Origin of the sequence: Streptomyces xanthochromogenes (assembly GCF_014650455.1) — a bacterium.
In the GTDB taxonomy this organism is placed as follows: Bacteria; Actinomycetota; Actinomycetes; order Streptomycetales; family Streptomycetaceae; genus Streptomyces; species Streptomyces xanthochromogenes.
Genome location: NZ_BMUZ01000003.1, coordinates 414,963 through 438,567, shown reverse-complemented (window position 1 = coordinate 438,567; position 23,605 = coordinate 414,963). Strand labels below are relative to the sequence as shown.

Annotated in this window: 19 protein-coding genes; 14 read left to right on the top strand and 5 right to left on the bottom strand. The window is 70.4% G+C overall.

Features of this window, described 5'->3' with window-relative positions; all coding sequences use genetic code 11:
- The first annotated feature begins 87 nt into the window (after positions 1–87).
- Positions 88–909 carry an SDR family NAD(P)-dependent oxidoreductase gene (locus tag IE267_RS09280; protein ID WP_167160915.1) on the top strand — a complete coding sequence of 274 codons (822 nt, stop codon included), beginning with the start codon at positions 88–90 and terminating at the stop codon, positions 907–909.
- A gap of 82 nt (positions 910–991) precedes the next feature.
- A complete protein-coding gene (locus IE267_RS09275) occupies positions 992–1,651 on the top strand; it encodes a class I SAM-dependent methyltransferase (RefSeq protein ID WP_189762793.1) in 660 nt (219 codons plus the stop codon).
- A gap of 44 nt (positions 1,652–1,695) precedes the next feature.
- On the opposite strand, the gene IE267_RS09270 is transcribed toward IE267_RS09275, so the two are convergent.
- Entirely contained in the window at positions 1,696–2,598 is a 903-nt protein-coding gene (locus IE267_RS09270) for an alpha/beta hydrolase (protein ID WP_189762792.1), read from the bottom strand.
- Between the two features lie 44 nt (positions 2,599–2,642).
- On the opposite strand from IE267_RS09270, the gene IE267_RS09265 reads away from it, so the two are divergent.
- Entirely contained in the window at positions 2,643–3,119 is a 477-nt protein-coding gene (locus tag IE267_RS09265; RefSeq protein WP_189762791.1) for a MarR family winged helix-turn-helix transcriptional regulator, read from the top strand.
- A gap of 32 nt (positions 3,120–3,151) precedes the next feature.
- Here IE267_RS09265 and IE267_RS09260 read toward each other — a convergent pair whose 3' ends face one another.
- Both IE267_RS09260 and IE267_RS09255 read right to left on the bottom strand, forming a co-directional pair.
- Positions 3,152–3,373, bottom strand: a complete 222-nt coding sequence (locus IE267_RS09260) for a helix-turn-helix domain-containing protein (protein WP_161250757.1) — start codon at positions 3,371–3,373, stop codon at positions 3,152–3,154.
- On the bottom strand, positions 3,373–3,864 hold the full coding sequence (locus IE267_RS09255; RefSeq protein WP_189762790.1) for a DUF2975 domain-containing protein: 492 nt from the start codon (positions 3,862–3,864) through the stop codon (positions 3,373–3,375). The genes IE267_RS09260 and IE267_RS09255 overlap by 1 nt, the downstream gene beginning before the upstream one ends.
- A gap of 586 nt (positions 3,865–4,450) precedes the next feature.
- Here IE267_RS09255 and IE267_RS09250 point away from each other — a divergent pair.
- The 8 genes from IE267_RS09250 (at position 4,451) to IE267_RS09215 (ending at position 16,139) form a co-directional block, all read left to right on the top strand.
- Entirely contained in the window at positions 4,451–7,180 is a 2,730-nt protein-coding gene (locus tag IE267_RS09250) for an aldehyde dehydrogenase family protein (RefSeq protein WP_229860893.1), read from the top strand.
- A complete protein-coding gene (locus IE267_RS09245) occupies positions 7,177–8,874 on the top strand; it encodes a thiamine pyrophosphate-binding protein (protein WP_189762789.1) in 1,698 nt (565 codons plus the stop codon). The genes IE267_RS09250 and IE267_RS09245 overlap by 4 nt, the downstream gene beginning before the upstream one ends.
- On the top strand, positions 8,871–10,133 hold the full coding sequence (fabF, locus tag IE267_RS09240) for a beta-ketoacyl-ACP synthase II (RefSeq protein ID WP_229860892.1): 1,263 nt from the start codon (positions 8,871–8,873) through the stop codon (positions 10,131–10,133). The genes IE267_RS09245 and fabF overlap by 4 nt, the downstream gene beginning before the upstream one ends.
- Before the next feature lie 10 nt (positions 10,134–10,143).
- On the top strand, positions 10,144–12,117 hold the full coding sequence (locus IE267_RS09235) for a condensation domain-containing protein (protein WP_189762788.1): 1,974 nt from the start codon (positions 10,144–10,146) through the stop codon (positions 12,115–12,117).
- Complete coding sequence (locus IE267_RS09230; RefSeq protein ID WP_189762787.1) at positions 12,114–13,361, top strand: aminotransferase class I/II-fold pyridoxal phosphate-dependent enzyme; 1,248 nt, start codon at positions 12,114–12,116, stop codon at positions 13,359–13,361. The genes IE267_RS09235 and IE267_RS09230 overlap by 4 nt, the downstream gene beginning before the upstream one ends.
- Positions 13,362–13,528: 167 nt before the next feature.
- A complete protein-coding gene (locus tag IE267_RS09225) occupies positions 13,529–13,771 on the top strand; it encodes an acyl carrier protein (protein WP_167160933.1) in 243 nt (80 codons plus the stop codon).
- Positions 13,772–13,866: 95 nt separating this feature from the next.
- Positions 13,867–14,628 carry an SDR family NAD(P)-dependent oxidoreductase gene (locus IE267_RS09220; protein WP_189762786.1) on the top strand — a complete coding sequence of 254 codons (762 nt, stop codon included), beginning with the start codon at positions 13,867–13,869 and terminating at the stop codon, positions 14,626–14,628.
- Between the two features lie 254 nt (positions 14,629–14,882).
- A complete protein-coding gene (locus IE267_RS09215) occupies positions 14,883–16,139 on the top strand; it encodes an MFS transporter (protein WP_189762785.1) in 1,257 nt (418 codons plus the stop codon).
- A 251-nt stretch (positions 16,140–16,390) separates the two neighbouring features.
- Here the strand turns inward: IE267_RS09215 and IE267_RS09210 are convergent, their stop codons facing one another.
- Positions 16,391–17,131 (bottom strand): dienelactone hydrolase family protein, encoded by a 741-nt coding sequence (locus tag IE267_RS09210; RefSeq protein WP_189762784.1) that lies wholly within the window; start codon positions 17,129–17,131, stop codon positions 16,391–16,393.
- A gap of 429 nt (positions 17,132–17,560) precedes the next feature.
- Here IE267_RS09210 and IE267_RS09205 point away from each other — a divergent pair, with 429 nt between their 5' ends.
- The 3 genes from IE267_RS09205 to IE267_RS09195 all read left to right on the top strand — a co-directional run bounded on the left by IE267_RS09205 (position 17,561) and on the right by IE267_RS09195 (position 22,342).
- On the top strand, positions 17,561–19,147 hold the full coding sequence (locus tag IE267_RS09205; RefSeq protein WP_189762783.1) for an FMN-binding glutamate synthase family protein: 1,587 nt from the start codon (positions 17,561–17,563) through the stop codon (positions 19,145–19,147).
- A gap of 138 nt (positions 19,148–19,285) precedes the next feature.
- Complete coding sequence (locus IE267_RS09200; RefSeq protein WP_167160942.1) at positions 19,286–21,013, top strand: thiamine pyrophosphate-dependent enzyme; 1,728 nt, start codon at positions 19,286–19,288, stop codon at positions 21,011–21,013.
- A gap of 216 nt (positions 21,014–21,229) precedes the next feature.
- Positions 21,230–22,342: an aminotransferase class V-fold PLP-dependent enzyme gene (locus tag IE267_RS09195; protein ID WP_189762782.1), complete on the top strand. Its 1,113-nt coding sequence runs from the start codon at positions 21,230–21,232 to the stop codon at positions 22,340–22,342.
- 155 nt (positions 22,343–22,497) lie between these two features.
- On the opposite strand, the gene IE267_RS09190 is transcribed toward IE267_RS09195, so the two are convergent.
- Complete coding sequence (locus IE267_RS09190; protein WP_167160946.1) at positions 22,498–23,160, bottom strand: deoxynucleoside kinase; 663 nt, start codon at positions 23,158–23,160, stop codon at positions 22,498–22,500.
- Between the last annotated feature and the right edge of the window lie 445 nt (positions 23,161–23,605).

Here is a 23,605-nt window from a genome sequence, read left to right as displayed (position 1 = left end):
GCCCCGCCTCGACGGCAAGCGGCCGGACCGTTGATCCCCTCTACGATCGGAAGCTCGTTGTGCACCAGGGCGGAAGGGCGAACCGGAGTGACGGACGGGCGAGTTGTGATCGTGACCGGCGGAGGCACGGGCATCGGGGCGGCCACCGCCCGACTGCTCCGCGAGGGGGGCCATCGCGTGGTCGTCTCCGGACGACGGCCCGAACCGCTGGAACGCCTGGAACGGGAGACCGGTGCGCTGGCGTACCCGTCCGACGTGGGTGACCCGGAGGCGGCCGAGGGCCTCGTCCGCACGGCCATAGCCGCATACGGGCGACTCGACGGGCTGGTCCTCAACGCGGGCATCGGTCGGAGCGGGGCGGTCGGTGATCTGTCGTTGGAGGACTGGGACGAGGTGATGCGCACCAACGTCACCGGTCCGCTCCTGCTCCTGCGCGCGGCGATCCCGCACCTGCTGGAGGCTCGCGGATCCGTGGTCGCCGTCGCATCGGTGTCCGCCCTGCGCAACGGCGTGGGCAACGCGGTGTACGCCACGTCCAAGGCCGCTCTCCTTCAGCTCTGCCGTTCGCTCGCCGTCGACTACGGTCGGCAGGGGCTGCGCGCCAACACCGTGTGCCCCAGCTGGGTGCGGAGCGAGATGGCCGACCGGCGCATGGCGCGCTTCGCCGCGGAAGCGGAGTTGAAGGACCCCGGTGTGGAATCGGCGTACGAGGAGGCGACCCGCATCCTGCCCATGGGGCGGGCGGGGGAGCCGCGTGAAGTCGCGGAAGCGATCAGCTGGTTGCTCTCGCCGGCGGCGTCCTACGTCAATGGCGCGGTGCTCACTGTGGACGGCGGAGCCACGGCGCTCGATCCCGGAACCCTCGCGTTCGACTTCCGGATCGCGCCACGCGGCGGCGACGAGGACTGACAGACGCACCCCGGCGGTGCCATGAACGTCCGCCCCCGGAAAGCGATCACGTGGGCTGCGGGACCTCACTAGAGTCGCCCGCATGCCTGAGCACTCCTACCTCGTCGCCGTCCGTGAGTCGTACGACACCGTCGCCTCCGACTACGTCGTACGCGTGAAGTCCCCGGCGGAGCTGGACCCGCTGTCGCGGGGGATGCTGAACGTCTTCGCGGAGACGGTGTGCGCGGCCGACCTCGGGCCCGTCGCCGACCTCGGCTGCGGGCCCGGCAAGGTCACGGCGTACCTCGCCGAGCGGGGAGTACCCGCGTTCGGCATGGATCTGTCGCCCGCCATGGTCGAACTGGCCCGGGGCGCCCACCCGGAACTGCGTTTCGGTGTCGGCTCGATGACCGAGCTCCCGATCGAGGACGACAGCCTCGGCGGCATCCTCGCGTACTACTCCACCCACCACACCCCACCGGCGTTGCTGCCCCAGGTGTTCGCCGAGTTCCACCGCACCCTCGCGCCGGGCGGCTGTCTGATGCTGGCCGGCCACGTGGGAGCCGGCCAGCACCTGCGCCCCACCCAGGCGTACGGCGGGCATCCCGTGTCGTACGAGTCCTACCTGCTGCCGCCCGACCGGCTCGCCGAACTGCTGAAGCAGGCCGGGCTCGCCCTCACCGCACGCTTGGTGGAGGAACCCGGCGAAGGAGCGGAGCGGACCTTCGCAACCTTTCTCGCCCGCAAGCCGGAACGAACCTAGGCACCGGTTGATGACCGGCTCCGGACAGTCGGCGTGCGGACCGCTCAAGCCGGGCGGACGTGCTGGGTGAGGAACAGGGCTGCGCGGTCGAGTGCCCGGTCGGCTTCGTCGAGTTGGCCGCCGGCGAATGCCTGGAAGACGTGGGGGGCATCCGCGGTGATGTCGAGGATGACGTCGACCCCCGCCTGCTGGGCCCGGGCGGCGAGCCGGGTGGAGTCGTCGAGCAGGATCTCGTTCGTGCCCACCTGGATGAGCATCGGGGGAAAGCCGGTCAGGTCGGCGTGGACGGCGGGGCTCAGCAGGGGCTGGGCGGGGTCCTGGCCGGCGAGGTACATGGCCCCGGTACGCTCCACGGCGGCCCGGGTGAAGATCGGGTCGATGCCTTCCTTGGTCGTCATGCTCTCCCCGGTGCGGGTGGCGTCGAGGCCGGGGGAGAAGAGGACCATCGCGGCGGGCAGCGGCAGGCCCGCGTCGCGGGCGGCGAGGGCGGTGGTGACGCAGAAACCGCCGCCGGCGGAGTCCCCTGCGAACGCCAGGGCCGTGGGGTCGAGGCCGCTGTCGAGAAGGGCGCGGTAGGCCCGGAGGTTGTCCTGGAGGCCGGCCGGGAACGGGTGCTCGGGGGCAAGCCGGTAGTCCACCGAGTAGGAGTCGAAGCCGGTCCTGGAGATGAGCTGCGCGGTCAGTGACAGCGCGGTCTCGGGGGAGCCGAAGACGAAGCCGCCCCCGTGGAAGTACAGGATCGTGCCGGGGCGTGCCCCGCTGTCCGGCTCGACGTGGAGGGCGGGGCGGCCGCCCAGTGTCGTCTGCGTGGTCCGGACGTCGCCGGGCACGACCATCTGTGCCATGAGGGCCCTGAACCCGGCGCGCAACTCCTCGGGGGAACGCTCCCCCTCGGGGTGGGGCCGGCGGAGGAGGGCGTCGATCCTGGCGAGTTGTTCCTTGCTCATCCGCGGCTTCTCCCGTCGATGTATCTTCCTCTACAGTATATGCCATGGCATATAAAAACGCGCATGACGCCTCGGACCTCCAGGGCTTCTTCGCCGACCTCGTTCGCTGCGAGACGCGCCTGTACAACGCGCTGAACGAGCGCTTGCGTCAGCAACACGGCATCGTCACCTCGCAGTTCGAGTTCCTGCGCTTCCTTCGGGAGTGCCCCGGCTGCCGGGTGGCCGATCTGGCCGCGGAGTTCGCCATCGGTGTCGGCGCGACCAGCAAGGGCATCGACCGTCTGGAGAAGCAGGGTTGGATGGTCCGTCGGGCCAACCCCGAGGACCGCAGGTCCTCCCTGCTGGAGCTCACCGAAGACGGCTCGCGTCTCCTCGCCGCGGCCGAGAAGACCTTCGCCACCGGTCTGAAGGAACTGCTCGAAGGCGCTCTCGGCAGCTCCGCGACGGCGGCCGCCGCCCAGGCCCTGTCAGAGCTGCGCTCCGCGCTCGAACGTGACCAGATCGGCACGCCCGCGGGCTGAAGCGGCTGTGGCAGCCGTGGGCCGGCGGTGGGTCATTCGCCCTCGGTGTGTTCTACCTCCCAGCGCAGGAGGTCGCCCGGCTGACACTCGAGGACTTCGCAGAGCGCGGCGAGCGTCGCGAAGCGCACCGCCTTGGCGCGGCCGTTCTTGAGCACCGCCAGATTGGCGGGCGTGATCCCCACGCGGTCCGCGAGTTCGCCCACGGACATCTTCCGCCTGGCCAGCATCACGTCGATGTCGACGGCGATCGGCATCAGATGACCTCGTCCAACTCGGCCTGCATCTGGGTGGCTTCGACATCGCGGGCCACGGCCTGGGCGAGCAGCATCCGCAGCACGTGCACGATGAGAGCGACCCCGAGGATGGCCACGCCGACCCCGGCCATGATGAGGCTGACGCCGGGATCCTCCCGCTGGCCCGGCGCATTGACGGCCGTGACCGCGAACCACACGAGGGCAGCCGCCACGATCGCGCCGATCAGGACGTCCACGGATCGGAAGGCCCTGTGCGAGAACACGGTTCCGCGCCGGACCATCGTCACCAGCCGCCATACACACACCAGGGCGACCTGGACCGACAGCATGCCCAGGGCCGTGATCACGCGCAGCGCGGTCAACGGGAGCGACCCGTCCTCCGGATCGCTCCCGCCGACCACCGCCCACACCATCCCGGCCTGCACGAACACCGTGCCCGCGAACACCACCACGAGCACGACGCGCAGCGCGCCCACTGTCAGCTTCCCCATGACCCACCCTTCCATCGATTCACGATGGGAATCTATCGAATCTCGATAGGCTGGGCAAGGGCTGGAGTGGAGGGGCGGAGGCGACCTCCTGCCGGAGCGGGACGTGGCCGGGCCGCCACGGGCCTGAGTGGTCGGGCGAGCCGTCTTGTTCTCGCGAGTGCCGGCCCGGAGTCGGGCAGGTAGCGGACGCCGCGATTCCTCCGGTCTCGATGTCGGGGTACTCCGCGCGGCTCGAAATGAACGGTCGGTACGCGCATCTGTACTTGGTGAAGCGCGAGGTCGGTACTCGACCGGGGCCGACGCTTGCTTGTACGCGAACAAAAATCGTGCCTTGAATTAACCGGCAAGAAATGGCCATGTGCCACAACTCTTCCGTCACTGCTTACTCAGCGACCCCATGCGTGTCATGGGCGGTGTTTGCCGTACTCGACAACCGTTCTGCGGGTATGGGATAGTCGTTTCGGATTCATCTTCTTAAGGAGAAGAAGACGTTATTGCGTGATTCGGGTTGCATGAACGTGCACGTCCAGGACGTTGGAATAGACCCCCTGGCGTTAAGGAGCGCGAGTTGCCCATTTCCAGGCGCTTGATCTCGCCCGAGGGGCACATCTGGGAGACCGCCGAAATCGAGTCCCGCATCGCAGGGGCCACCGAGGTATTTGCGCGTCGCGGCATCGTCCCCGGTTCGCGGGTGATGATGAGCGGATCCAATTCAGCGGAATGGGTCGTCCATTTACTCGCGCTCATGCATCTCGACGTATCGGTGGTGTTGGCCGATCACCGAGCCGCTCCGGCACAGCGATCGCAGATCCGCGCCCAGGCGCGCGTAGAGCTGGAAATCGGCGACGGTCCGGGCTTCGGCACCCCGACACGGCCTGTTGCCGGCACGACGGCCGTGCCCGACCTGGCGGCCTGGGCGCGGCGCCGGGACGCCGCGATCTCCTGGTCGTCGGGCACGACAGGCAGCCCGAAGGGCATCGTCCGCTCCGGGCGTTCGATCCTGGACAACCTCTCCCTGAGCGCGGAACGGATGGGGTACCGGCCCGACGACGTCTTCCTGCCCGTCCTGCCGTACTCCCATCAGTACGGTCTGTCGCTCGTCCTCTGCTGGTGGCTGGGCGGGGGCACGCTCATGGTCTACGGGTCGGCCACGCGCCTGGACCGTGCACTGGAGATGGCCGTGGACCACGGCCTCTCCGTCGTCGACGGAGCCCCGTCGACCTACCACACCCTGCTCAACCTGCTCGACCGCCGCCCTCTTCTCGTCAGCGCGCTGAAGCGCGTACGGGCCTGGTGCGTGGGCGGTGCGCCGCTCGGGCGCGGTCTGGCGGCCCGGTTTCATGCCCGCACGGGCGATCATCTGCTGGACGGCTACGGCGCGACCGAGGTGGGGAACATCGCGCTGGCGTCCCACGCCGATCCGACGGGGTGCGGCACACCGCTGCCCGGCGTGATCGTCGAGGTGCACGACGACCACGGCAGGCGGCTCCCTCCTGGCCGGCTCGGCGAGCTCGTCGTACGCAGCGACGGCCTGATGGCCGGTCACCTGGGCGATGACGGCGAGCTCATTCCGGTGCCGGGACCCGTTCACCGCACCGGAGACATCGGCCTGCTCGACGAAGCGGGCCGGGTCTTCCCGGTCGGCCGGAAGCACGCCGTGCACCGTGACGGCCACACCCTCTATCCCGACCACCTCGCCGCCCGGGCCGAGTCGGCCGGGGCGCAGACGGAGGTCGTCGCCGTCCCCGATGCCCGCCTGGGCTGTCGTCTGGTGTTCGTGATCGCGGACCCCGACGGTCATGAGCCCGCGCACTGGAAACGGGTGCTGCGCGCCGTGCTCGCCCGCTATGAGCAGCCCGACCACATCGTGGTGCTTCCCGCGCTGCCTCTCACGAGCTCGGGGAAGCCCAACCTGGCCGTTCTGGAGAAGATCGCCATGACCTCGCTGTCCGCGTCGTACGACACGACCACCGACTTGTCCCGGCCGGATGCGCCGGAAGTCCCGAAAGGGCCCGGGGCATCCGATGCCGAATCCCCGCCCGGCTCGGCCGGCGCGACCACCGGCTTATCCTCACCCGGCTCGCCCATCAGTGCGAACGAATACCGCATTCCCTTCGCTGACCGCCTCGCCGCACTGCGCGCAGTACGTCGGTTTGTGGCCGAGAACCAAGACTCCGTGATGGCGATCCTCACGGAAATCTCGCCGCACCGCACAGCCGACGCGGAGCTCCAATCGTTTCTCGCCACCCTCGATGGCGCCGAAGAGGAGATCCACAGGAGCCGGCCCGGCAGTGTGCCGCTGGCCGCGGTCTGTATGCCTTCGAACATCCCGTTGTATTCCTACGCGCTCTACCTGCTCGTGGCCTCGCTCTACAGTGACCGAATCATCTTTCGGCCCTCTTCCGAGATAAAGAGCCAGATGCTCCGACTGCACACCCTGCTGGCACCGGTCCACGGTTTGCCCATCGAACTCTTCGAACTCAGTCAGCGCAAGTTCGTGACCGGGCCGGTGCGCGATGCGGACCTCATTGTCTTCACCGGGAAATACGAGAATGCCGAGGTCATTCGTGAAGGGCTGGCGGAAGACCAACTCTTCCTCTTCTTCGGTCACGGCATCAACCCCTTCGTGATCGCACCCGACGCCGACCTCGCCCACGCAGCACGGGACGCGACGACGATCCGGCTCTACAACTCGGGCCAGGACTGCTTCGGCCCCGATGTCGTCTTCGCGCCGAAGGGCCGCACCGAAGAGTTCGTCGGCCTGCTGTCCGCCGAACTGGCTTCGCTCCGGTTCGGGCGCAACGACGACCCGGGCGTCGACTACGGTCCGATCTGCTACGACTCGGCGCTGGTGAACTGCTCGGACTATCTGGTGCGCCACGCGCGTCACATCCGGCACGGTGGGCGCATCGATCTGCCGTCCCGCAGGATCGACCCGACCGTGCTCCTATGGGGCTTCGACGACAAGATCCCCCTCGACGAGATGTTCGCCCCGGTGTTCAACGTCGTGGCCTACCCCAGCGCCAGGCTGTTGCGCGAACGGTTGGCGAGCCCCTACTTCAGCGAACGCGCACTGGGGGCAATGGTCTACGGGAACGATCCGGAGACCGTGAAGATCCTGTCCCGGCGCCACCGCACCTGCGTGAACCACACATTGCTCGACGCCGAGGACGGAAACCGCCCCTTCGGCGGATTCGGGATGAGGGCGAACTACATCTCCTACGGCGGCGAGCGGCACGCCGAACCGCTGCTCATGTCCCAGGCCGTGGCGCAGAACCTCCCGGTGGCTCCCGCTGTCACGGTGGGTGGGAAGTGAGCCGAGCACGCAAACGGTACGCCGACGCCTGGTCCGCGATCGTCGACCTGCTGGCGGCGAACGGAGTGGACACCTGCTTCGGACTGCCCGGCGACGACCTGGAGTTGCTGCGCGCCTTCGACAGCGCCGGCCTGGACCTCGTGCCGTGCCGGGACCAGCGCAACGCGATGTACATGGCGACCGGCTACGCGCTGCAGTCGGGCCGGCTCGCCGTCTGCGTGCTGGGCAAGGGTCCGGCCGTCACGCACGCGGCTACGGGGCTGCTCGAAGCGCGGGAGTCGGGTGCACCGGTCCTCGTGCTCGGTGCCGGAGCGCCCGAACGGCGGCGGGGGAGCGGCGGGTTCCAGGAGCTCGACCAAGTCGCCGTGACGGCGCCGCTGGTGCGATGGGCACACCGGGTGGGTCACCCCGACCGCGTCGTGCCCGCCACGGTGACGGCGCTGACCCGAGCGATGGGTCCGCCGTCCGGACCGGTGTACCTGGAGATACCGGACGACATCCGCACGGCTGAGGTCGTCGTCAGCGGACCGGCGCCAACTCTGCCCGAAGCCCTGCCGCTTGAGCCCACGGCCGTGCGGTCGGGACCGGCACTGGCGGCGCTCCGCGCGGGCCGGCGCCCGGTGGTACTGGTGGGCGGGGGAATGCGGCACCGCAACGACGAGGGCGTGGTCGAGCGCTTCGCCGAACGCCTCGGCGCGGCGCTCTTCACCACCGCGTCCGGCCGAGGGGCCGTCGACGAGAGCCACCCGCTGTTCTGCGGCGTGGCCGGCCTCTACGCCGCGGCACCGGCCCGTGAGCTCTGGTCGTCCTGTGACCTGGTGGTATCGCTCGCCGGGCGACTGGAGGAGACGGTCGTCGACGGCGGGACGCCCTGGCCCCCGGTCACCGTGGTACAGGTCAACATCGATCCGGGCGGGCTTTCGGCCGAGTTCTTCGGCCCGCGGGTGCTCGGCGACGCCCGGCACGCCGTACTCGGCTGGACGCGGGCTCTGGAGGAGGACCGCGAGCCCGAGCACACGGATGCGGCCGAGAAGTGGGCGAACAGGGTCGCGGTCGCGCGCAAGGCCATGTCCCTCGACGTGGAAGGCGAGTTGATGCGCGCGGCCGTGCTGCCGGGAATCCGCATCCCCGAGCTGCTCGCCGCGCTCGACGCCACCGCGGGAGAGCGGCACGTCCTCGTCCAGGAGAACGGGCTGCAGGACATGTGGTCCTACTGTTTCCCCTTCCACGTGGGGGGCGGGTCCATCGTGCCCTCCGAGCAGACCCCGTTGGGATTCGGCGCGGCCGCGGCCGTAGGGGTCAAGCTGGCCGCCCCGGGCCACGAAGTCACCGCGTTCATCGGGGACGGGGCCTTCCTCGCGGCCCGCGCGGACATCGCCGTCACCGCACCGACCCACGGTGGTGTCCTGTACGTGGTGTTGTGCAACGGCGGCTACGGCTGGCTGGACGCCCAGCGCGCCCGCCTCGGCCTCGACGCCGAGCGCTACCCCTTCACCCGGCCGGGAGCGCCACCACCCGTGGTGGACGGTTCGGACATCCACTACCGAGTACTGCGCGACAAGTCCGCGCTGACCGACGAAGTCGCCGCCGCACGCCGGTTCTGCGCCCAGGGAGGCACAGCCGTGCTCATGGTCCCGGTCGCCCCCGACGACATCCCCCCGTGCATCAGCGACGCCGAGGTGGTTCCCCAGTGACAGAGGCAAGGGAGCGAAGTGACGGCCGACGCCGGGTCATGGTCACCGGGTACGGTGCCGTCACGCCGGTGGGCCACAGCGTCGACGAGACGTGGGCGGCGATGCTGGCCGGGCGCAGCGGCATCGACACCGTGGACACGATCGACGTGACCGACCTCGGCGTCCGCATCGGCGGCCAGGTCCGCGGATTCACCCCCGGCCGCTACATGCCCCCCAAGGTCAGTCGTCGCGCCGACCCCTATGCGCAATACGCCATCGCCGCGGCACTCGAAGCCTGCGAGCACGCCGGACTCGTCGTCGACGAACGGCTGGCGCCGCGGGTCGCCGTGATCATCGGCAGTGGATACGGCCCCGTGGGGTCGATCTACCGCGCCGCGAACATCCTGCGCGACAAGGGGCCACGGGCCATCAGCCCCTTCACCCAGGTCACGACGGCCATGGACAGCGCGGCCGGTGAGATCAGCATGCGACTCGGCACCCAGGGCCCCAGCCGGGCCCAGAGCACGGCGTGCGCCAGCGGTGCGGACGCGATAGGCGCGGGAATGCGCATGATCAGCCACGGGGAGGCCGACGTCGTGCTCGTCGGCGGCGCCGACGCCTGTGTCACCACCGTCGATCTCGCCGGCAGCGGCAACGCCCGCGCGCTGTCCAGACGCAACGACGACCCGACGGCGGCGTGCCGGCCCTTCGACGTGCACCGCGACGGGTTCGTCATGAGTGAAGGGGCCGCCGTGGTGGTGCTCGAATCCGCCGAAGTGGCCGCGCGCCGGGGAGCGACGCCCCTGGCCGAACTCATCGGGTACGGAGCGAGTTCCGACGCCCATCACTGGACCGCCCCGCACCCCGAGGGCCGCGGCGCGCGCCTCGCCGTCGAGGCGGCGCTGCGGGACGCGAGGACATCGGGATCGGACGTGGACTACGTCAACGCGCATGGAACCGGAACGCAGTTGAACGACGCGACCGAGGCGGCCGTCCTGCGCAAGGTGCTCGGCGACCGCGTCGACCGGATCCCCGTCAGCTCGACCAAGTCGATGACCGGCCATATGATCGGTGCCGCCGGCGCGGTCGAGCTCGTGGCCTCCATCCAGGTCCTGCGCACCGGTGACGTCCCGCCGACGATCAACTGCGACGAACCGATCGACCCGGACATCAACTTCGTACCGCACCAGGCGCAGCATCACGCGGGCATGCGGACCGCTCTCAGCAACTCGTTCGGTTTCGGCGGCCACAATGCCGCTCTCGTAGTCCGAGCCGTATGAGGACCCGGTCGTGAACCACCTTCCCCAACCGGCCCCGAGCCCCACCACCGTCACGCGCAGCGGGCCGCTGACCTGGATCCAGCAGTGGCACTGGTTCGAGCACACCATCCCCGCGCAGCGGCGGGTGAACCCGACGCCGCTCGCGGACCACTGCCACGTGCCTGCCTCGGCCACCGTCGCCGACGTGCTCGTGGCGCTGACGTCCCTCACCGCCCGCCACGAGGCGCTGCGCACCACCGTCGACCCGCTCCGTCCCGTACAGCACGTCCACCAAGCGGACTGGGCTCCGCTGCCGGTCGACTTCGTGGACGTCGCCCACACCGATGCCAGGACCCTGGAGGCCGCCACGGCAGCGCTGGCCGCCCGCCCCATCGACCCCGAGCGAAACCCGCCCTGGCTCGCCAGGGTGCTGCTGGAGGGCGGTAAGCCGCGTGCGGTCCTGATGGCCGCCCATCACGTCCTGATCGACGGCTGGGGCCTCGCGGTTCTGATCAGCCAGCTGCACGATCAACTGCGCGGTGGCGACGCCCCGTTGAAAGGGAGCCCGCACCCGCTGGACATGGCTGCCACCCAGCCCCTGGAGCGCGCCCGCGCGGCGGAGCGCGAATGGCTGACGCGTCTCGCGGACAACCCGACCGGCGTGCTGGCCCCCTTCGGCGGGGTGCCCGAGGGCGCCGGGCGCCACCGCCTCCAGCACCGCTCGGTGGACGCCTGCGCCGACCTCGACCGCCTGGCCCGTCGCCATCGCGCCAGCCCGGAGCTCGTTCTGCTCGCGGCCCTGGCCCACGACGTCGCCACCCGCACCGGCGAACACCGGTTCCTCGCGTCCGTGGTGGTCTCCAACCGAGCCCGAGCGGATCTGCGGAACACCATCGGCGTCCGGGCACTGACCGTTCCGGTACAGATCGACCTCCGCCCGGGCGCGGCCTTCGGCGAGGTGGTCGCCTCGGTCGCGGCCGCCTCCGCCGCGGCCTACCGGCACGGTCAGTGGCGCCCCGCCGAACTGGTCGCCGCCCAGGCGCGCATGGACCGGCGGCGCGGTGTCGTGACCGTCCCCACCATCGAGTACAACTGCTACTCCTGGCCACGCGACTACCTGGTCCCCGCACAGTACGGTCCGCCGGGCGGGTCGGCGACCTGGATCACGAGCATCCCGGACGAGCCCTGCGACACCCTCTACGTCGACCTCGGGCGCGACGAAGGGGTCGTCACCCTCGACGTCACCGTCGGGGACCATCTGCTCGACGCCGGGCAGGCCGTGGAACTGCCCGTCCGGCTGTGCGGTCTCCTGCATGCGCTCGCCGCCGGCGCCGAGTGCCCGGTCCCGGAACACCCGTCCGTGCCGGCCGCCCCCGGATGGTGGCGTGCTCCGCAGGGTTGGGTGCGCCTGGCGGACGTCGAGGACGTGCTGCGCTGCCACCCAGGAGTGCACGACGTAACGGTGTCTCCCAGTGGAGAGGCCGCGGGGCAGGACGACGAGCCGCGCCTCGTCGCCCAAGTCCTCGTCGACCCTGACGTCACCCCGGAAGAGCTGCACCGCCATGTCCTGGACCACCTCGACGAAGTGCCCGGTCTCGTGGCCCCGGGCCGCTACCTCCTGACCTCGACCACCCCCGAACCGACCCGTCCCGCCGACCAGTTGCGTCCCATGACCACCGGCGACACGGGAACCCTGCCGACCTCGACGCGCCCGCCCGCGACGCGTGCCGAACGGGCGCTGGCGGCCGCCGTGGCAGCCGTCGCCCCCGGTGGTCTTCCGGCCGGCACGCCCGACAGCCCCGACGCCGTGGACATGAACCGCTGCCTCGCCGATCACGGCGTGACGCTGGTCGCCGTCCCCCAACTGCTGGCGCTGCTATGCCAGTTCGGCTTCACCGGGATCGCGTCGGACGAGCTGGCCGGCACGGCCTCGCTCGGCCATCTCGCCACAGCCCTGGAGCCCTTACCGCCCCGCGCCCCTCGTGGAGGAGAAGCCTCACCATGACCGCGTCCCGCATCGCCGCACCCTCCGTGGACCGCCTGGCCCCGTGGGCGTTCGCCGCCTTCGTCGAGGCGAACACGCACGACACGGCATACCGCCCGCCCGTGGTGGACGGTCCCGTCGGCCCGACCATCGTCCGCAACGGCCAGGAGCTGGTGAACTTCGCCAGCATCAGCTTCCTCGAACTGGAGCGCCATCTGCCCGTACAGCGTCATTTCGCCGAAGGGGCGCTCGCTCACGGCCTGAGCACCAGCGGATCGAGGATGACCCAGGGGATCTGCCGCCCGCACCAGGTGCTCGAAGACACGATCGCCCGCCACACCGGCAAGGAACGGGCCATCAGCTTCGCCACGGGGCTGCTCGCCAACATCGGGTTCGTGCACGCCATGAGCAGCTCCGCGCACTTCGACGCCGGGATAGAGGTACGCAACCACGACACCGTCTTCGTCGTCGACCGTGACGTCCACTGGAGCATCTGGAAGGGCCTGGAGGGACTCGATTACGGGCGCAACGTCCACGCGTTCCGGCACAACGACGTCTCCGACCTGGCCCGCATTCTGGCACGGGTCCGGGCCCGCAAGACCGTGGTGATCGCCGAGAGCATCTACTCGGCCGACGGCACCATGGGGCCGCTCGTCGAAATCCTCGACGAGTGCGACCGGCACGGCGCCATCAGCATGATCGACGACGCGAACGGCTTCATGGTGTACGGGCCCGAGAACCGTCCCTACGCCAGGGAAGCGGCCGCGATCCGGGACCGGGCCGACTTCGTCATGGTGTCGCTCTCCAAGGCCATCGGCCTGGAAGGCGGCGCGATCGCGGGACCCGCGACGGCCATCGACGCCTTTGAACTGCTCTCCGGTACCTCGATGTTCACGGCCGCCATCCAGCCGCCCACCGCCTACGCCGCGAAGCGCACGATCGACGCCCTCGCCGACGATCCGGCGATCGTCGACGACTACCTGGCACACGCCGCCCGCTTCCGCCGTCAGATGCACGAGACCGACACACCGACCACGCCGACCGATTCGTACATGCTCTCCGTGCCGATCGGGAGCGACGCCGCCGCCCTGCAGATGCGGGAGTGGTTCGTCGAAGACGGCTACCTCGTCCCCGTCTTCTCCTACCCGGCCGTCTCACGCAACCGGGCGCTTCTGCGCCTCTTCCCGCACGCGGGACACACCGAGGAGCAGATGGACGGGTTTCTGCGCACCCTCCTCACCTACCGAAGGCGCCTCGGGCTCTGACCTTCCCTCCGGCCTTCGCCCTTCCGGCCAGTGGCGGACGGGCACGACGGGCGCGACGGACCGAGGCTGCGCACCGGCACGGCATCCCGCCCATGCCGATGCCGCCCCGAGAGACGACCGACCCACGCCGACCCACGCCGACCCCGTCCCCCAGAAGGAGATGCCCCGTGGCGAACAACACCGACATCCTCAACACCCTCGCCGAGATCGTCGCAGAGGTCGCCGGCGTCGACTCCGCCCAGGTGACCACCGAGAAGTCCTTCATCGACGACCTCGACATCGACTCCCTGTCGATGGTGGAGATCACCGTGGCACTAGAGGACCGCTTCGCGGTGAAGTTCCCCGACGACCGGATCGCGGAGCTGAAGACCGTCGGCGAGACGGTGAGCTACATCGCCGGCCATCGATGACCGCTGCCGATGCGATCGACCGTCGACCACGTGATCAGCCGTCGGACCGTTCGGCTCGGGTGGACCAACATCGCTACGCACAGGGGGAGTTGGGCATGAGCGTTCTGGATCGCTTCCGGCTCGACGGTCGCGTCGCCGTGGTCACCGGAGCCTCCTCCGGGCTGGGCGTCGCCTTCGCCACCGCCCTGGCCGAGGCCGGCGCCGATGTCGTTCTCGGCGCGCGGCGTACGCAGAAGCTGGAGGCCGTGCGCACGGCCGTCGAGAAGCTCGGCCGCCGGGCCATCGCGGTGCCCACCGACATCGCCAGGCCGGAGGACTGCCGCGCTCTGGTCGACGCGGCGGTGCGGACGTTCGGACGGCTGGACGTCCTCGTCAACAACGCGGGCATCAGCAGCGAGATACCCGCGGCGCAGGAGACGCCGAAGCAGTTCCGCGAAGTCGTCGACATCAACCTCAACGGCTCCTACTGGATGGCTCAGGCCGCGGGCGCGGTGATGCTGCCCGGCAGCGCCATCGTCAACATCTCCAGCATTCTCGCGCTGGTCACCGGCGGCCTGCCGCAAGCCGCCTACTCGGCCTCGAAAGCCGGACTGCTCGGGCTCACTCGAGATCTCGCCCAGCAGTGGACCCCCACCAAGGGCATCCGTGTGAACGCCCTGGCGCCGGGCCTCTTCACCTCCGAGATGACGGACGGTTACGCCGAGGGCTATCTCGAAGCGATGATGCCGCGGGTGCTCGCGGGCCGCGTCGGGCAGCCCGAGGAGCTCGCCGCGGCCCTGGTCTTCCTGGTGTCCGACGCGTCGTCCTACATCACCGGCACCACCCTGACGGTCGACGGAGGCACGCACATCGCCTAGTGACAGGCAGGGTGAGTCTGCCGACGCAGCGCGTCCCATCGGAAGCGAGTGGATGTGTTCCAGTTGTCGATCGGAGAGAGGGGCGGTCCCGACCGTCCGGGTTCAGCCGGGTGCGGACCCGGCGGCGGTGACGACGCGGGCATCGAGCCGATCCGTCAACTGGACTGTGCTGCAAGGGGGTTACCCATCAAGGCTCCTGTGGTCGATCGCTTTCCGCACGGTGGCGATCCAGATGGCGCCGCGGGGAGCGGGCGATGACGACGGAGCCGACCGCCCGATCCCTGCCGAGCGAACCGCTCGGCGACACGCACCTGCGCCGACTGATCGTGGGCCAGGGCCTGGCGGCCGTGGTCGACGCGCTGTTCCTCATCTGGCTCACGCTCTTCGTGCTGAAGCTGTCGGAACCGGGGATGACCACGGGTTTCGTCCTGGTGGCAGTGGCACTGCCACGAGCGGCGCTCCTGCTTCCCGCGGGCGTGCTGGTCGACCGCGTCGGTCCCGCCCGTATCGCGGCCGGCGCGGCCTGGCTCCGGGTCGCGGTCCTGCTCGCCCTCGGCGCCCTGGTCACCCTCACCTCGCCATCGGTGGCGACGGTCGCCCTGCTCTCCGGACTGCTCGGTGCCGCCGACGCCGCGTACTTCCCCGCAGCCCTCGCACTGCTTCCCGCCGTCGTACCGACCGAGAAGCTCGCCCGGGTCAACGCGCTCGTGCAGGGCGCGGAGTCGGGGGGCGATCTGGTCGGCCCCGCGGTGGCCGCCGGAGTCATCGCCGTCGTCGGCTTCGACGCGACGCTCGGAGGGATCGTGGTGCTGGCCGCGCTGGCCGCCGTCGCCCTCAGCATGCCCATCCGGGCGGTGCGGCGTGGCGAACGTGCCGGGGGCGCTGCCGGGCCGGACGAGGTCGACGGTGAGCGGGTCAGCACCGCGCGTGCCCTGGGTGCGGGCTTGAGATACGCGTGGCGCGAGCCGGTGGTGCGGGGGATGCTGGCAGCCATCGCGCTGATCAACATCACGGTCGTGGGTCCCGTGCTCGTGGGTGGAGCGGTGCTCGCCGATCAACGCCTCGGCGGCGCCGGGTCCTTGGGCATCGTGCTCTCCGGTTTCGGTGCCGGTTCGCTGGCCGGTTCACTCGTGGCCGGGTGGCGCCCGCCCGCCCGGCGCGGCTGGACCGTGGTCGGCGGGGTCGCGGCGATCGGCGCGGGCATGGCCGGACTGGCGGCCGTCACCGATGTCGTGGCCGCCACGGCGGTCGTCTCGCTCATCGGCCTCGGGTCCGCGTTCCTCGGAGTGGTCGTCGTGGCCACCCTGCAGGAGCGGGTTCCGCAGCGATTGCTGGGCCGGGTGCTCAGCCTCGTCGTCCTCGCCACGGTGGCCTTCGACCCCTTCTCCTACCTGCTTGCCGGTGTCCTGGTCCCTTTCGGCACGACGACGCTGTTCCTGGTGTGCGGCGGCGCCGTCCTGGCGTGCGCAGGCATGGTGGCCACGAGCCCGGCGATCCGCTCTCTGCGCTGACCGGAGGTGTGGGCTAGGGGCGAGCGGCCACGGGAACAAGGGTGACTGGGCCCAGCCGCACACCGCGGCATGGGGCCACATGCCGCCGCAGCGCGGGCCCCTGCCGAGAATCAGCAGAGGCCCGCGAGGTGGTCAGCGGTGACGGCGGCCCCGCGACGTAATGAGCGGTGACGGCGGCAGGGCACCGCCCTCGATGGGTGGCCGGCCTGCCGCCATCAGCCGCTAGGTGCTACCGGTCCGTCGGCATGGCCTCACTTCAGGTGCCGGGTGAAGAACTGGGCGGCGGCTTCCCCTGCGAACTGCGGAACGCCGGTGTGCCCGCCCATATTGGCGTGCAGGGACTTGTCCTGGGAGCCGAAGGCGTCGAACAGGTCCAGGGCTGCCTGGCGGTCGTTGCCTTCGTCGTCCCACTGCAGCAGGACGTGCAGCGGAATGGTGATCTGCCGGGCCTCCTCGAACACGGCGCGAGGCACGAAACTCCCGGCGAACAGAACGGCGGCCGAGATGCGTGGCTCGACCAGCGCGAGCCGGATGCCGATGGAGATCACTCCGCCCGAGTATCCGACCGGGCCGCCGATCTCGGGCAGCGACAGGACCGCGTCCAGGGCGGTCTGCCACTCCGGGACCGCCCTGTCGACCAACGGGAGGACGACGGCGTCGACGACCTCGTCGCTGACCGGCTCGCCGGCCGCCAGCGCCCGGCGCAGGTCGGCTCGGGACTGCTCGACGGCGGCCAGACGAGGCCGGTCACCGCTTCCGGGGAGCTCGATGGTGGCACTGGCGAAGCCGTCCGCCGCGGAGTGCCGGGCCCGGGCCACCAACCGCGGGTGCATCTTGCGCAGCCCGAGGGGAGGGTGGCCGAGCAGAATCAGTGGTGCCGGTGTGGTCGGGGTGGCGGATGCGGGGGTCCACAGGATGCCGGGGATCCCACCGAGGGTGAAATGGCGCTCACGGACGCCGTCTTCGAGGTGCTGTTCAGAAGCGAACCGCATGGTCTTGCCTTTCGGGAGTGCACTGGAACGGCGCTCCCGGACGACCTGACTATCGCCCGACCATGACCCCGGAGGGGAGCACCCATGTCGATACTGCGTTCACGGGTACCACCTCCTCTACGTCTTGCACGGCCTCCGAAAACATAGCAGTGGTCGACCTGCTCTCCAACCGGTTATTGAGAGTGCGGCCGGCGAAGAGCGGGCGGCGGCGAACCGGTCCGACCCGGACCAGGCGCCGGTGGCGGTTCGTCGGCCTCTGGAACAACCCTCTGGAACAACACCGCCCCAACCACGCCGTCCCCAGGGAGCGTGCCCCGATGGCCCGGGGGTAGCGGGATACGGAACCGGTGGCGTCCTCGGCCGAGTCCGAGGCGGGAGCGAAGGTCCTGGGCGTACATGAATGCCTCGATCCCGGATATCCGGTCACCCATGGTGCGATTCGGGGCCGTGGCCCTACTCATTGTGTGTGCAGCCGCAGCGGTGACCTCGGCGTTCGTCGTCTCGCCGTGGTGGTGGTTCGCCGGGGCTCTGCTCGGCGCAATCGCCCTGCTCGGATGCTACGACCTGCTCCAGCGGCGCCATTCGGTCCTGCGCAACTATCCCGTTCTGGGGCACGCCCGTTTCCTCCTAGAGGCGATCCGCCCCGAGCTCCAGCAGTACTTCGTGGAACGCAATTACGACGGCCGCCCCTACGACCGCGACACCCGCAGCATCGTCTACGAGCGGGCCAAGGGCGTCGACGCCGAGGAGCCCTTCGGCAGCGAGCGCGACATGTACAGCCGCGGCTACGAATTCCTGGTGCCGTCGATGCGTCCGGTCGACATGCCGAAGGAGGCACCCCGGGTGCGGGTCGGCGGCCCCGACTGCACGCGTCCGTACGACATGGCGCTGCTCAACGTCTCCGCGATGAGCTTCGGCTCCCTCTCCGGCAACGCCGTCCTCGCTCTCAACACGGGCGCCGCACGGGGAGGGTTCGCCCACGACACCGGTGAGGGGGGCCTCTCCGAGTACCACCTGCGTCCCGGCGGCGACATCATCTGGGAGATAGGCACCGGCTATTTCGGCTGCCGTACGAAGGACGGCGACTTCGATCCGGACAAGTTCCGCGAGAAAGCCGCTCACCCGGCCGTCAAGTGCGTCTCCCTCAAGCTCTCCCAGGGCGCCAAACCCGGCATGGGAGGAGTACTGCCCGGCGACAAGGTCAACAGCGAGATCGCCCAGGTCCGCGGTGTCCCCGAGGGGGAGACGGTCGTCTCACCGCCGTACCACCGCGTCTTCTCCACCCCGCGCGAGATGGTGCGGTTCCTGGCCCGGATGCGCGAGCTCGCCGACGGCAAGCCGGTCGGCTTCAAGCTCTGCCCCGGCTCCCGCGTGCAGTTCCTCGCCGTGTGCAAGGCGATGATCGCGGAGAACATCACCCCCGACTTCATCGTCGTCGACGGCGCCGAAGGCGGCACCGGCGCGGCCCCGCTGGAGTTCGCCGACCACCTGGGCATGCCGCTCACCGAAGGGCTGATCACCGTCCACAACGCGCTGGTCGGCGCCGGACTGCGCGACCGCATCCGGATCGGCGCCAGCGGCAAGGTGGCCACCGGCTCCGACATCGTCAAGCGCCTTGCCATGGGCGCCGACTGGACCAACGCGGCCCGCGCCATGATGTTCGCCGTCGGCTGCATTCAGGCGCAGCGCTGCCACACCAACCGCTGCCCCACCGGCGTCACCACCCAGGACCCGCGCCGGGCCCGAGCCCTCGATGTCGCGGACAAGTCCGAGCGGGTCGAGCGCTTCCAGGAGGCGACCGTCTCCAGCGCCCTGAAGATCATGGCCGCGATGGGGGTCTCCGACCCCGGCGACCTCGGCCCGCACCTGCTGCGCCGCCGCGCCACCGACGGCGACGACTTCCGCTCCTACGCGGAGCTCTACGAGTGGCTGAAGCCCGGCGAGCTGACCCTCGACCCGCCCGCCGGGTGGGGCGCCGACTGGAAGGCGGCCGATCCGGACAGCTTCACCGGCTGACCGCTCGGCAGTCCCCTTCGCCCCATCCTGTTTGAACCATCCGCGCCCGGCGCACCGGATGTACGGACCCGACGCCCGATCACTGAAGAACCGCGGGCCACGCCCCGCGGGCCGGCCCCACAGAAAGGACACCCCTCCATGTCCCGCACCGTCGCCCGCCTCTTCGTCGATGCCCTCGAAGAACTCGGAGTGCGGCAGGTCTTCGGAGTCGTGGGTGACGCGCTCAACCCGCTCACCGACGCCATCCGGACCTCCGACGCCCTCTCCTGGGTCGGCTGCCGCCACGAGGAGGCCGCCGCGTTCGCGGCCGGAGCCCAGTCGCAGCTCACCGACACCCTGGGCGTCTGCATGGGCACCGTCGGCCCCGGCTCGGTGCACCTGCTCAACGGCCTGTACGACGCGGCCAAGAGCGGCACGCCCGTGCTCGCCATCGCCGGGCAGGTGCCGCGCTCCGAGGTCGGCACCGACTACTTCCAGGAGGTCGACAACGACCTCCTCTTCAAGGACGTTGCCGTCTTCCGCGCCACCGTCACCTCGCCCGAGCAGCTCCCCGCCCTCCTTGAGGTCGCCGTGCGCACCGCGATCGGCCGCCGGGGCGTCGCCGTCCTGACCATCCCCGGCGACATCGGCGACCAGGAGCTGCCCAACGACCGGCCGCTGCGGCTCTCCGTCGCCCGTTCCGAGAACCGTCCTGACGACCCGGCCCTCGACGAGGCCGCCCGCCTCATCGACGAAGGCGGGAACGTCACCCTTCTCGTCGGCCGTGGTTCCCGGACCTCGCGTGACGATGTCCTCGCCCTCGCCGACCGGCTCGCCGCACCCATGGTCCTCACCCTCAAGGCCAAGGAGGGCTTCGAGGGCGACAACCCCTTCCAGGTCGGCCAGACCGGCCTGATCGGCAACCCGGCCGCCGCCCATGCCATGGACCACGCGGACACGTTGGTCCTGCTCGGCACCGACTTCCCGTATCGGGAGTGGTACCCGGAGGGCAAGAAGGTCGTCCAGGTGGACCGCGTGGCCGAGCACATCGGGCGACGCGTGCCCGTCGACGTGGCGCTCGCCGCCGATGTCGGCCCCACCGTGCGCGGCCTCCTGGAGCGCGTAGCCCCCCGCGAGGACCGAAAGCACCTCGACTCCGCGCGCGAGAAGTTCACGCACTGGCAGGACGGCCAGCGCAGGCTCGCCGCACCCGGCCATGACAAGGGCCTGATCGGCAAGGTCCGTTCCGCCTTCGACAACCGCGATCACCTCGTACGCCCCGAGGCGCTCGCCGCCGCGGTGGACGCCGCGGCCGACGACGACGCCGTGTTCACCTCCGACACCGGCATGGCCACCGTCTGGCTCTCCCGCTTCGTCGAGATGCGCGGCAGCCGACGGCTGATCGGCTCCTACAACCTGGGGTCCATGGCCAACGCGATGCCGCAGGCCATCGGCGCGCAGTTCCTGGACCGCGACCGCCAGACCATCGCGTTCTGCGGCGACGGCGGTCTGTCCATGCTGCTCGGCGACCTGATGACGATCCGTACCGAGCGACTGCCCGTCAAGCTCGTCGTCTTCGACAACCGGCGCCTTGGCATGGTGAAGCTCGAACAGGAGCAGGCCGGTCTGCCCGAGTTCGGCACCGTCCTGGACAACCCAAACTTCGCGGCGGTCGCCGAGGCGCTCGGCATCAAGGGCATTCGCGTGGAGCGCGCCGAAGATCTGGCCGAAGCGATCGAGCGCACCTTCGCCGAGCCCGGTCCCGTCCTCCTCGACGTGCTCACCAACCCTGACGAGATCGCCGTCCCGGCCAAGCCCACCGTCCAGCAGGGCTGGGGCTTCGCCATCGCCAAGGTGCGTGAGAACCTGCGCAGCACGGGGAGTTGAGCCCGGCAGCCGGGTGGTTCGGCCAGGCAGTCGGGGGCTGCCCGCCCGGGCGGCGGCCGATCGGCAGGGTCCGCCCTTCCAGTCGGCCGGCCCGCATCCCCGCCCGGGCCCGACGGCGGGCCTCCAGGACGAGTCACGGGCCGGGCGGACCCGCGGTGGATCAACCGGGCACCCCCGTCGGGGACTTGATCCCGTCAGCCAGGCAGGATGTCGTCCATGGGACTTCACTCCACCTACGGACTCACCCGGATCATCAACGCGCGGGGCCCGTACACCCCGTTGGGCGTCTCACGCAGTGGGGAGGGTGTTGCCACGGCGGTCGCCGCGGCCCTGTCGGAGTTCTTCGTCATGGCGGAACTCCAGGACGTGGCCGATCGCGCGCTCGCCCGGTTCGCCGGGGCAGAGGCGGGGACGGTGGTGCACTGCACGGCGTCCGCGATCACCCTCGCGGTCGCGGCCACGATGACGGGGGAGTCCGCGGAGCGCATCGCGGCCCTGCCGGACACGACCGGGATGCCCCGCGCCGTCGTCCTGCCGGCGGGCCACGCGGTCGATTACGGCCACTCCATCACGCAGGCCGTACGGCTTGCGGGTGCTGTTCCGGTCGCCGTGGGCACCGAGGAGGCGTACACGCTGGAGGACCTGGAGAACGGCCTCTCGCGCCCTGATGTCGCGTGCCTGTTGCTGGTGTCCTCCCGTCTGGTACGCGGGGCCGGTGCCGAGCTGTCCGAAGCGGTGGCGGTCGCGCACCGCCACGGGGTGCCCGTCGTCGTCGACGGTGCCGCCCAGGACTTCCGCGTCGATGAACTGCTGCGTACGGGTGCGGACTTGGTGACCGTCAGCGGGCAGAAGTACCTGGGATCGCCGACCGCCGGCCTCGTGGTGGGCCGAGCGGGTGCGGTGGCGGCTGTGCGGGCGCAGGAACGGGGTATCGGCCGTGCGATGAAGGCGAGCAAGGAGGCCGTCGTCGGAGTCCTCGCCGCGCTGGAGGCGCGACACGGACTGGACATGGAGGCATGGAAGAGGCAACAGGCGGACAAGGTGGCGGAGTTCGTCGCGCGGACCGATGCCCTTCGGGGAGTCACCGCCGCGCCCGTCCCCGACCCGACCGGGCTGCCCTTCGAACGCGCTCGGCTCACGGTGGACCCCGCCGTATCGCGCATGGACGCCGCGGCCCTGGAGAGCGCGCTGCGGTCGGGCTCACCATCGATCTGGGTCATGCCGGGCGGTCGGCCCGGCGCGGAGGAGGTGTTGCTCGAACTCGTGCCCCTGACACCGGCCGAAATCGACGCCGTCCTCGTCCGGCTGGCCGAACTCCTTCCCGCCTGACGGGCTGGTCCGCGAGGGGCGGACTCCAGGGCGTTCGTGGACCGGCCGCGACATTGCGGAACGCGAGGGCGCGCCTGCCGCGACCCCGGACTACGTCCAGGGGCGGTGCGGCGGGCGCGGGCGACGAGCGGGTATCGCTGGGCTTGGGAACGGGTTCAGTTCCGGGGGCCGGCCGCCGCGAGGGCGGCCTTGACCTCTTGCGCCACGCGAGCCGCGTCCTCGGGGTTGTTCACCACATCGGTGTGGTTCATGTCGACGACGAGGACGTCACTCGCGGAATAGTGCTTGTGCACCCAGTCGTCGTAGCCGGCCCACAGCGTCCGGTAGTACTCGACGAGGCTCTCGTCCTGCTCGAAGTCGCGGCCCCGCAGCCCGATGCGGTGCAGCACGGTGTCGAAGTCGGCCTTGAGGTAGACCATGAGGTCGGGCGCCTTGCGGTACGGCAGGCCGTCGATCTCGCGCATCATCTCGTTGAGCAGGCCCTCGTAGACCTGCATCTCCAGGGAGCTGATGCGGCCCAGGTCGTGATTGACCTTGGCGAAGTACCAGTCCTCGTAGATGGACCGGTCCAGGACGTTGTCGCCCTGCTTGTACGCCTCCTTGATCGAGGCGAACCGCGTCTGCAGGAAGTAGAGCTGGAGGAGGAAGGGATAGCGCTTCGCCTGGATCTCCTCGGGGCTTGCCGTGTAGAAGAGCGGAAGGATCGGGTTGTCTTCCACGCTCTCGTAGAAGACCGCGCTGCCCAGCTCCTTCGCGAGCAGTTCGGCAACGCTCGTCTTGCCGATCCCGATCATGCCTCCGACGCAGATCACTGGCATTCCTCACTTCTCCCCGGGGGATCTCTGCTCGCGGGCGGGCCGGGCTGCGCGTCCCGCACCGACGAAGACGCGTGTCGGCGGAGAGTCGACTCCCCAAGAACGTTCAGCTCAGCCGTCACGTGGCCACTGTTCGGACCCGCCACCCCGAGGCCGCCCTGAAGCATAAATGACGAAGTCCCTCGCCCCGCCCGCACGGGGGGTGGGCAGCAAAGCGAGTGGCCCGGGCGCAGACACCGGGGGAGTGCGACCGGCGGGTCGCGTCCGCTCGACCCGTCCGCGCGACGCACCCGCTCGATCCGTCCGACCGGGTCGGCGCTGCCTGGTCCCGGCGGCATCGAAGCCGCCGAGCGCCTGACGAGAAGCGGCCGCTGCTAATCGGCCCTGCTCCCTGCGGTGAACCGGCGTACGCGGTGGCCGGATTCCCCCCGAGACGGCGCGCGGTTGC

Excerpts from the sequence above, each read along its gene's own strand:
- IE267_RS09270 (WP_189762792.1), bottom strand. The coding sequence starts at position 2,598 with ATGAGCAAGGAACAACTCGCCAGGATCGACGCCCTCCTCCGCCGGCCC.
- IE267_RS09200 (WP_167160942.1), top strand. The coding sequence starts at position 19,286 with ATGTCCCGCACCGTCGCCCGCCTCTTCGTCGATGCCCTCGAAGAACTC.
- IE267_RS09275 (WP_189762793.1), top strand. The coding sequence starts at position 992 with ATGCCTGAGCACTCCTACCTCGTCGCCGTCCGTGAGTCGTACGACACC.
- IE267_RS09260 (WP_161250757.1), bottom strand. The coding sequence starts at position 3,373 with ATGCCGATCGCCGTCGACATCGACGTGATGCTGGCCAGGCGGAAGATG.
- IE267_RS09210 (WP_189762784.1), bottom strand. The coding sequence starts at position 17,131 with ATGCGGTTCGCTTCTGAACAGCACCTCGAAGACGGCGTCCGTGAGCGC.
- IE267_RS09230 (WP_189762787.1), top strand. The coding sequence starts at position 12,114 with ATGACCGCGTCCCGCATCGCCGCACCCTCCGTGGACCGCCTGGCCCCG.
- IE267_RS09215 (WP_189762785.1), top strand. The coding sequence starts at position 14,883 with ATGACGACGGAGCCGACCGCCCGATCCCTGCCGAGCGAACCGCTCGGC.
- IE267_RS09195 (WP_189762782.1), top strand. The coding sequence starts at position 21,230 with ATGGGACTTCACTCCACCTACGGACTCACCCGGATCATCAACGCGCGG.
- IE267_RS09265 (WP_189762791.1), top strand. The coding sequence starts at position 2,643 with ATGGCATATAAAAACGCGCATGACGCCTCGGACCTCCAGGGCTTCTTC.
- IE267_RS09220 (WP_189762786.1), top strand. The coding sequence starts at position 13,867 with ATGAGCGTTCTGGATCGCTTCCGGCTCGACGGTCGCGTCGCCGTGGTC.
- IE267_RS09190 (WP_167160946.1), bottom strand. The coding sequence starts at position 23,160 with ATGCCAGTGATCTGCGTCGGAGGCATGATCGGGATCGGCAAGACGAGC.
- IE267_RS09255 (WP_189762790.1), bottom strand. The coding sequence starts at position 3,864 with ATGGGGAAGCTGACAGTGGGCGCGCTGCGCGTCGTGCTCGTGGTGGTG.
- IE267_RS09205 (WP_189762783.1), top strand. The coding sequence starts at position 17,561 with ATGGTGCGATTCGGGGCCGTGGCCCTACTCATTGTGTGTGCAGCCGCA.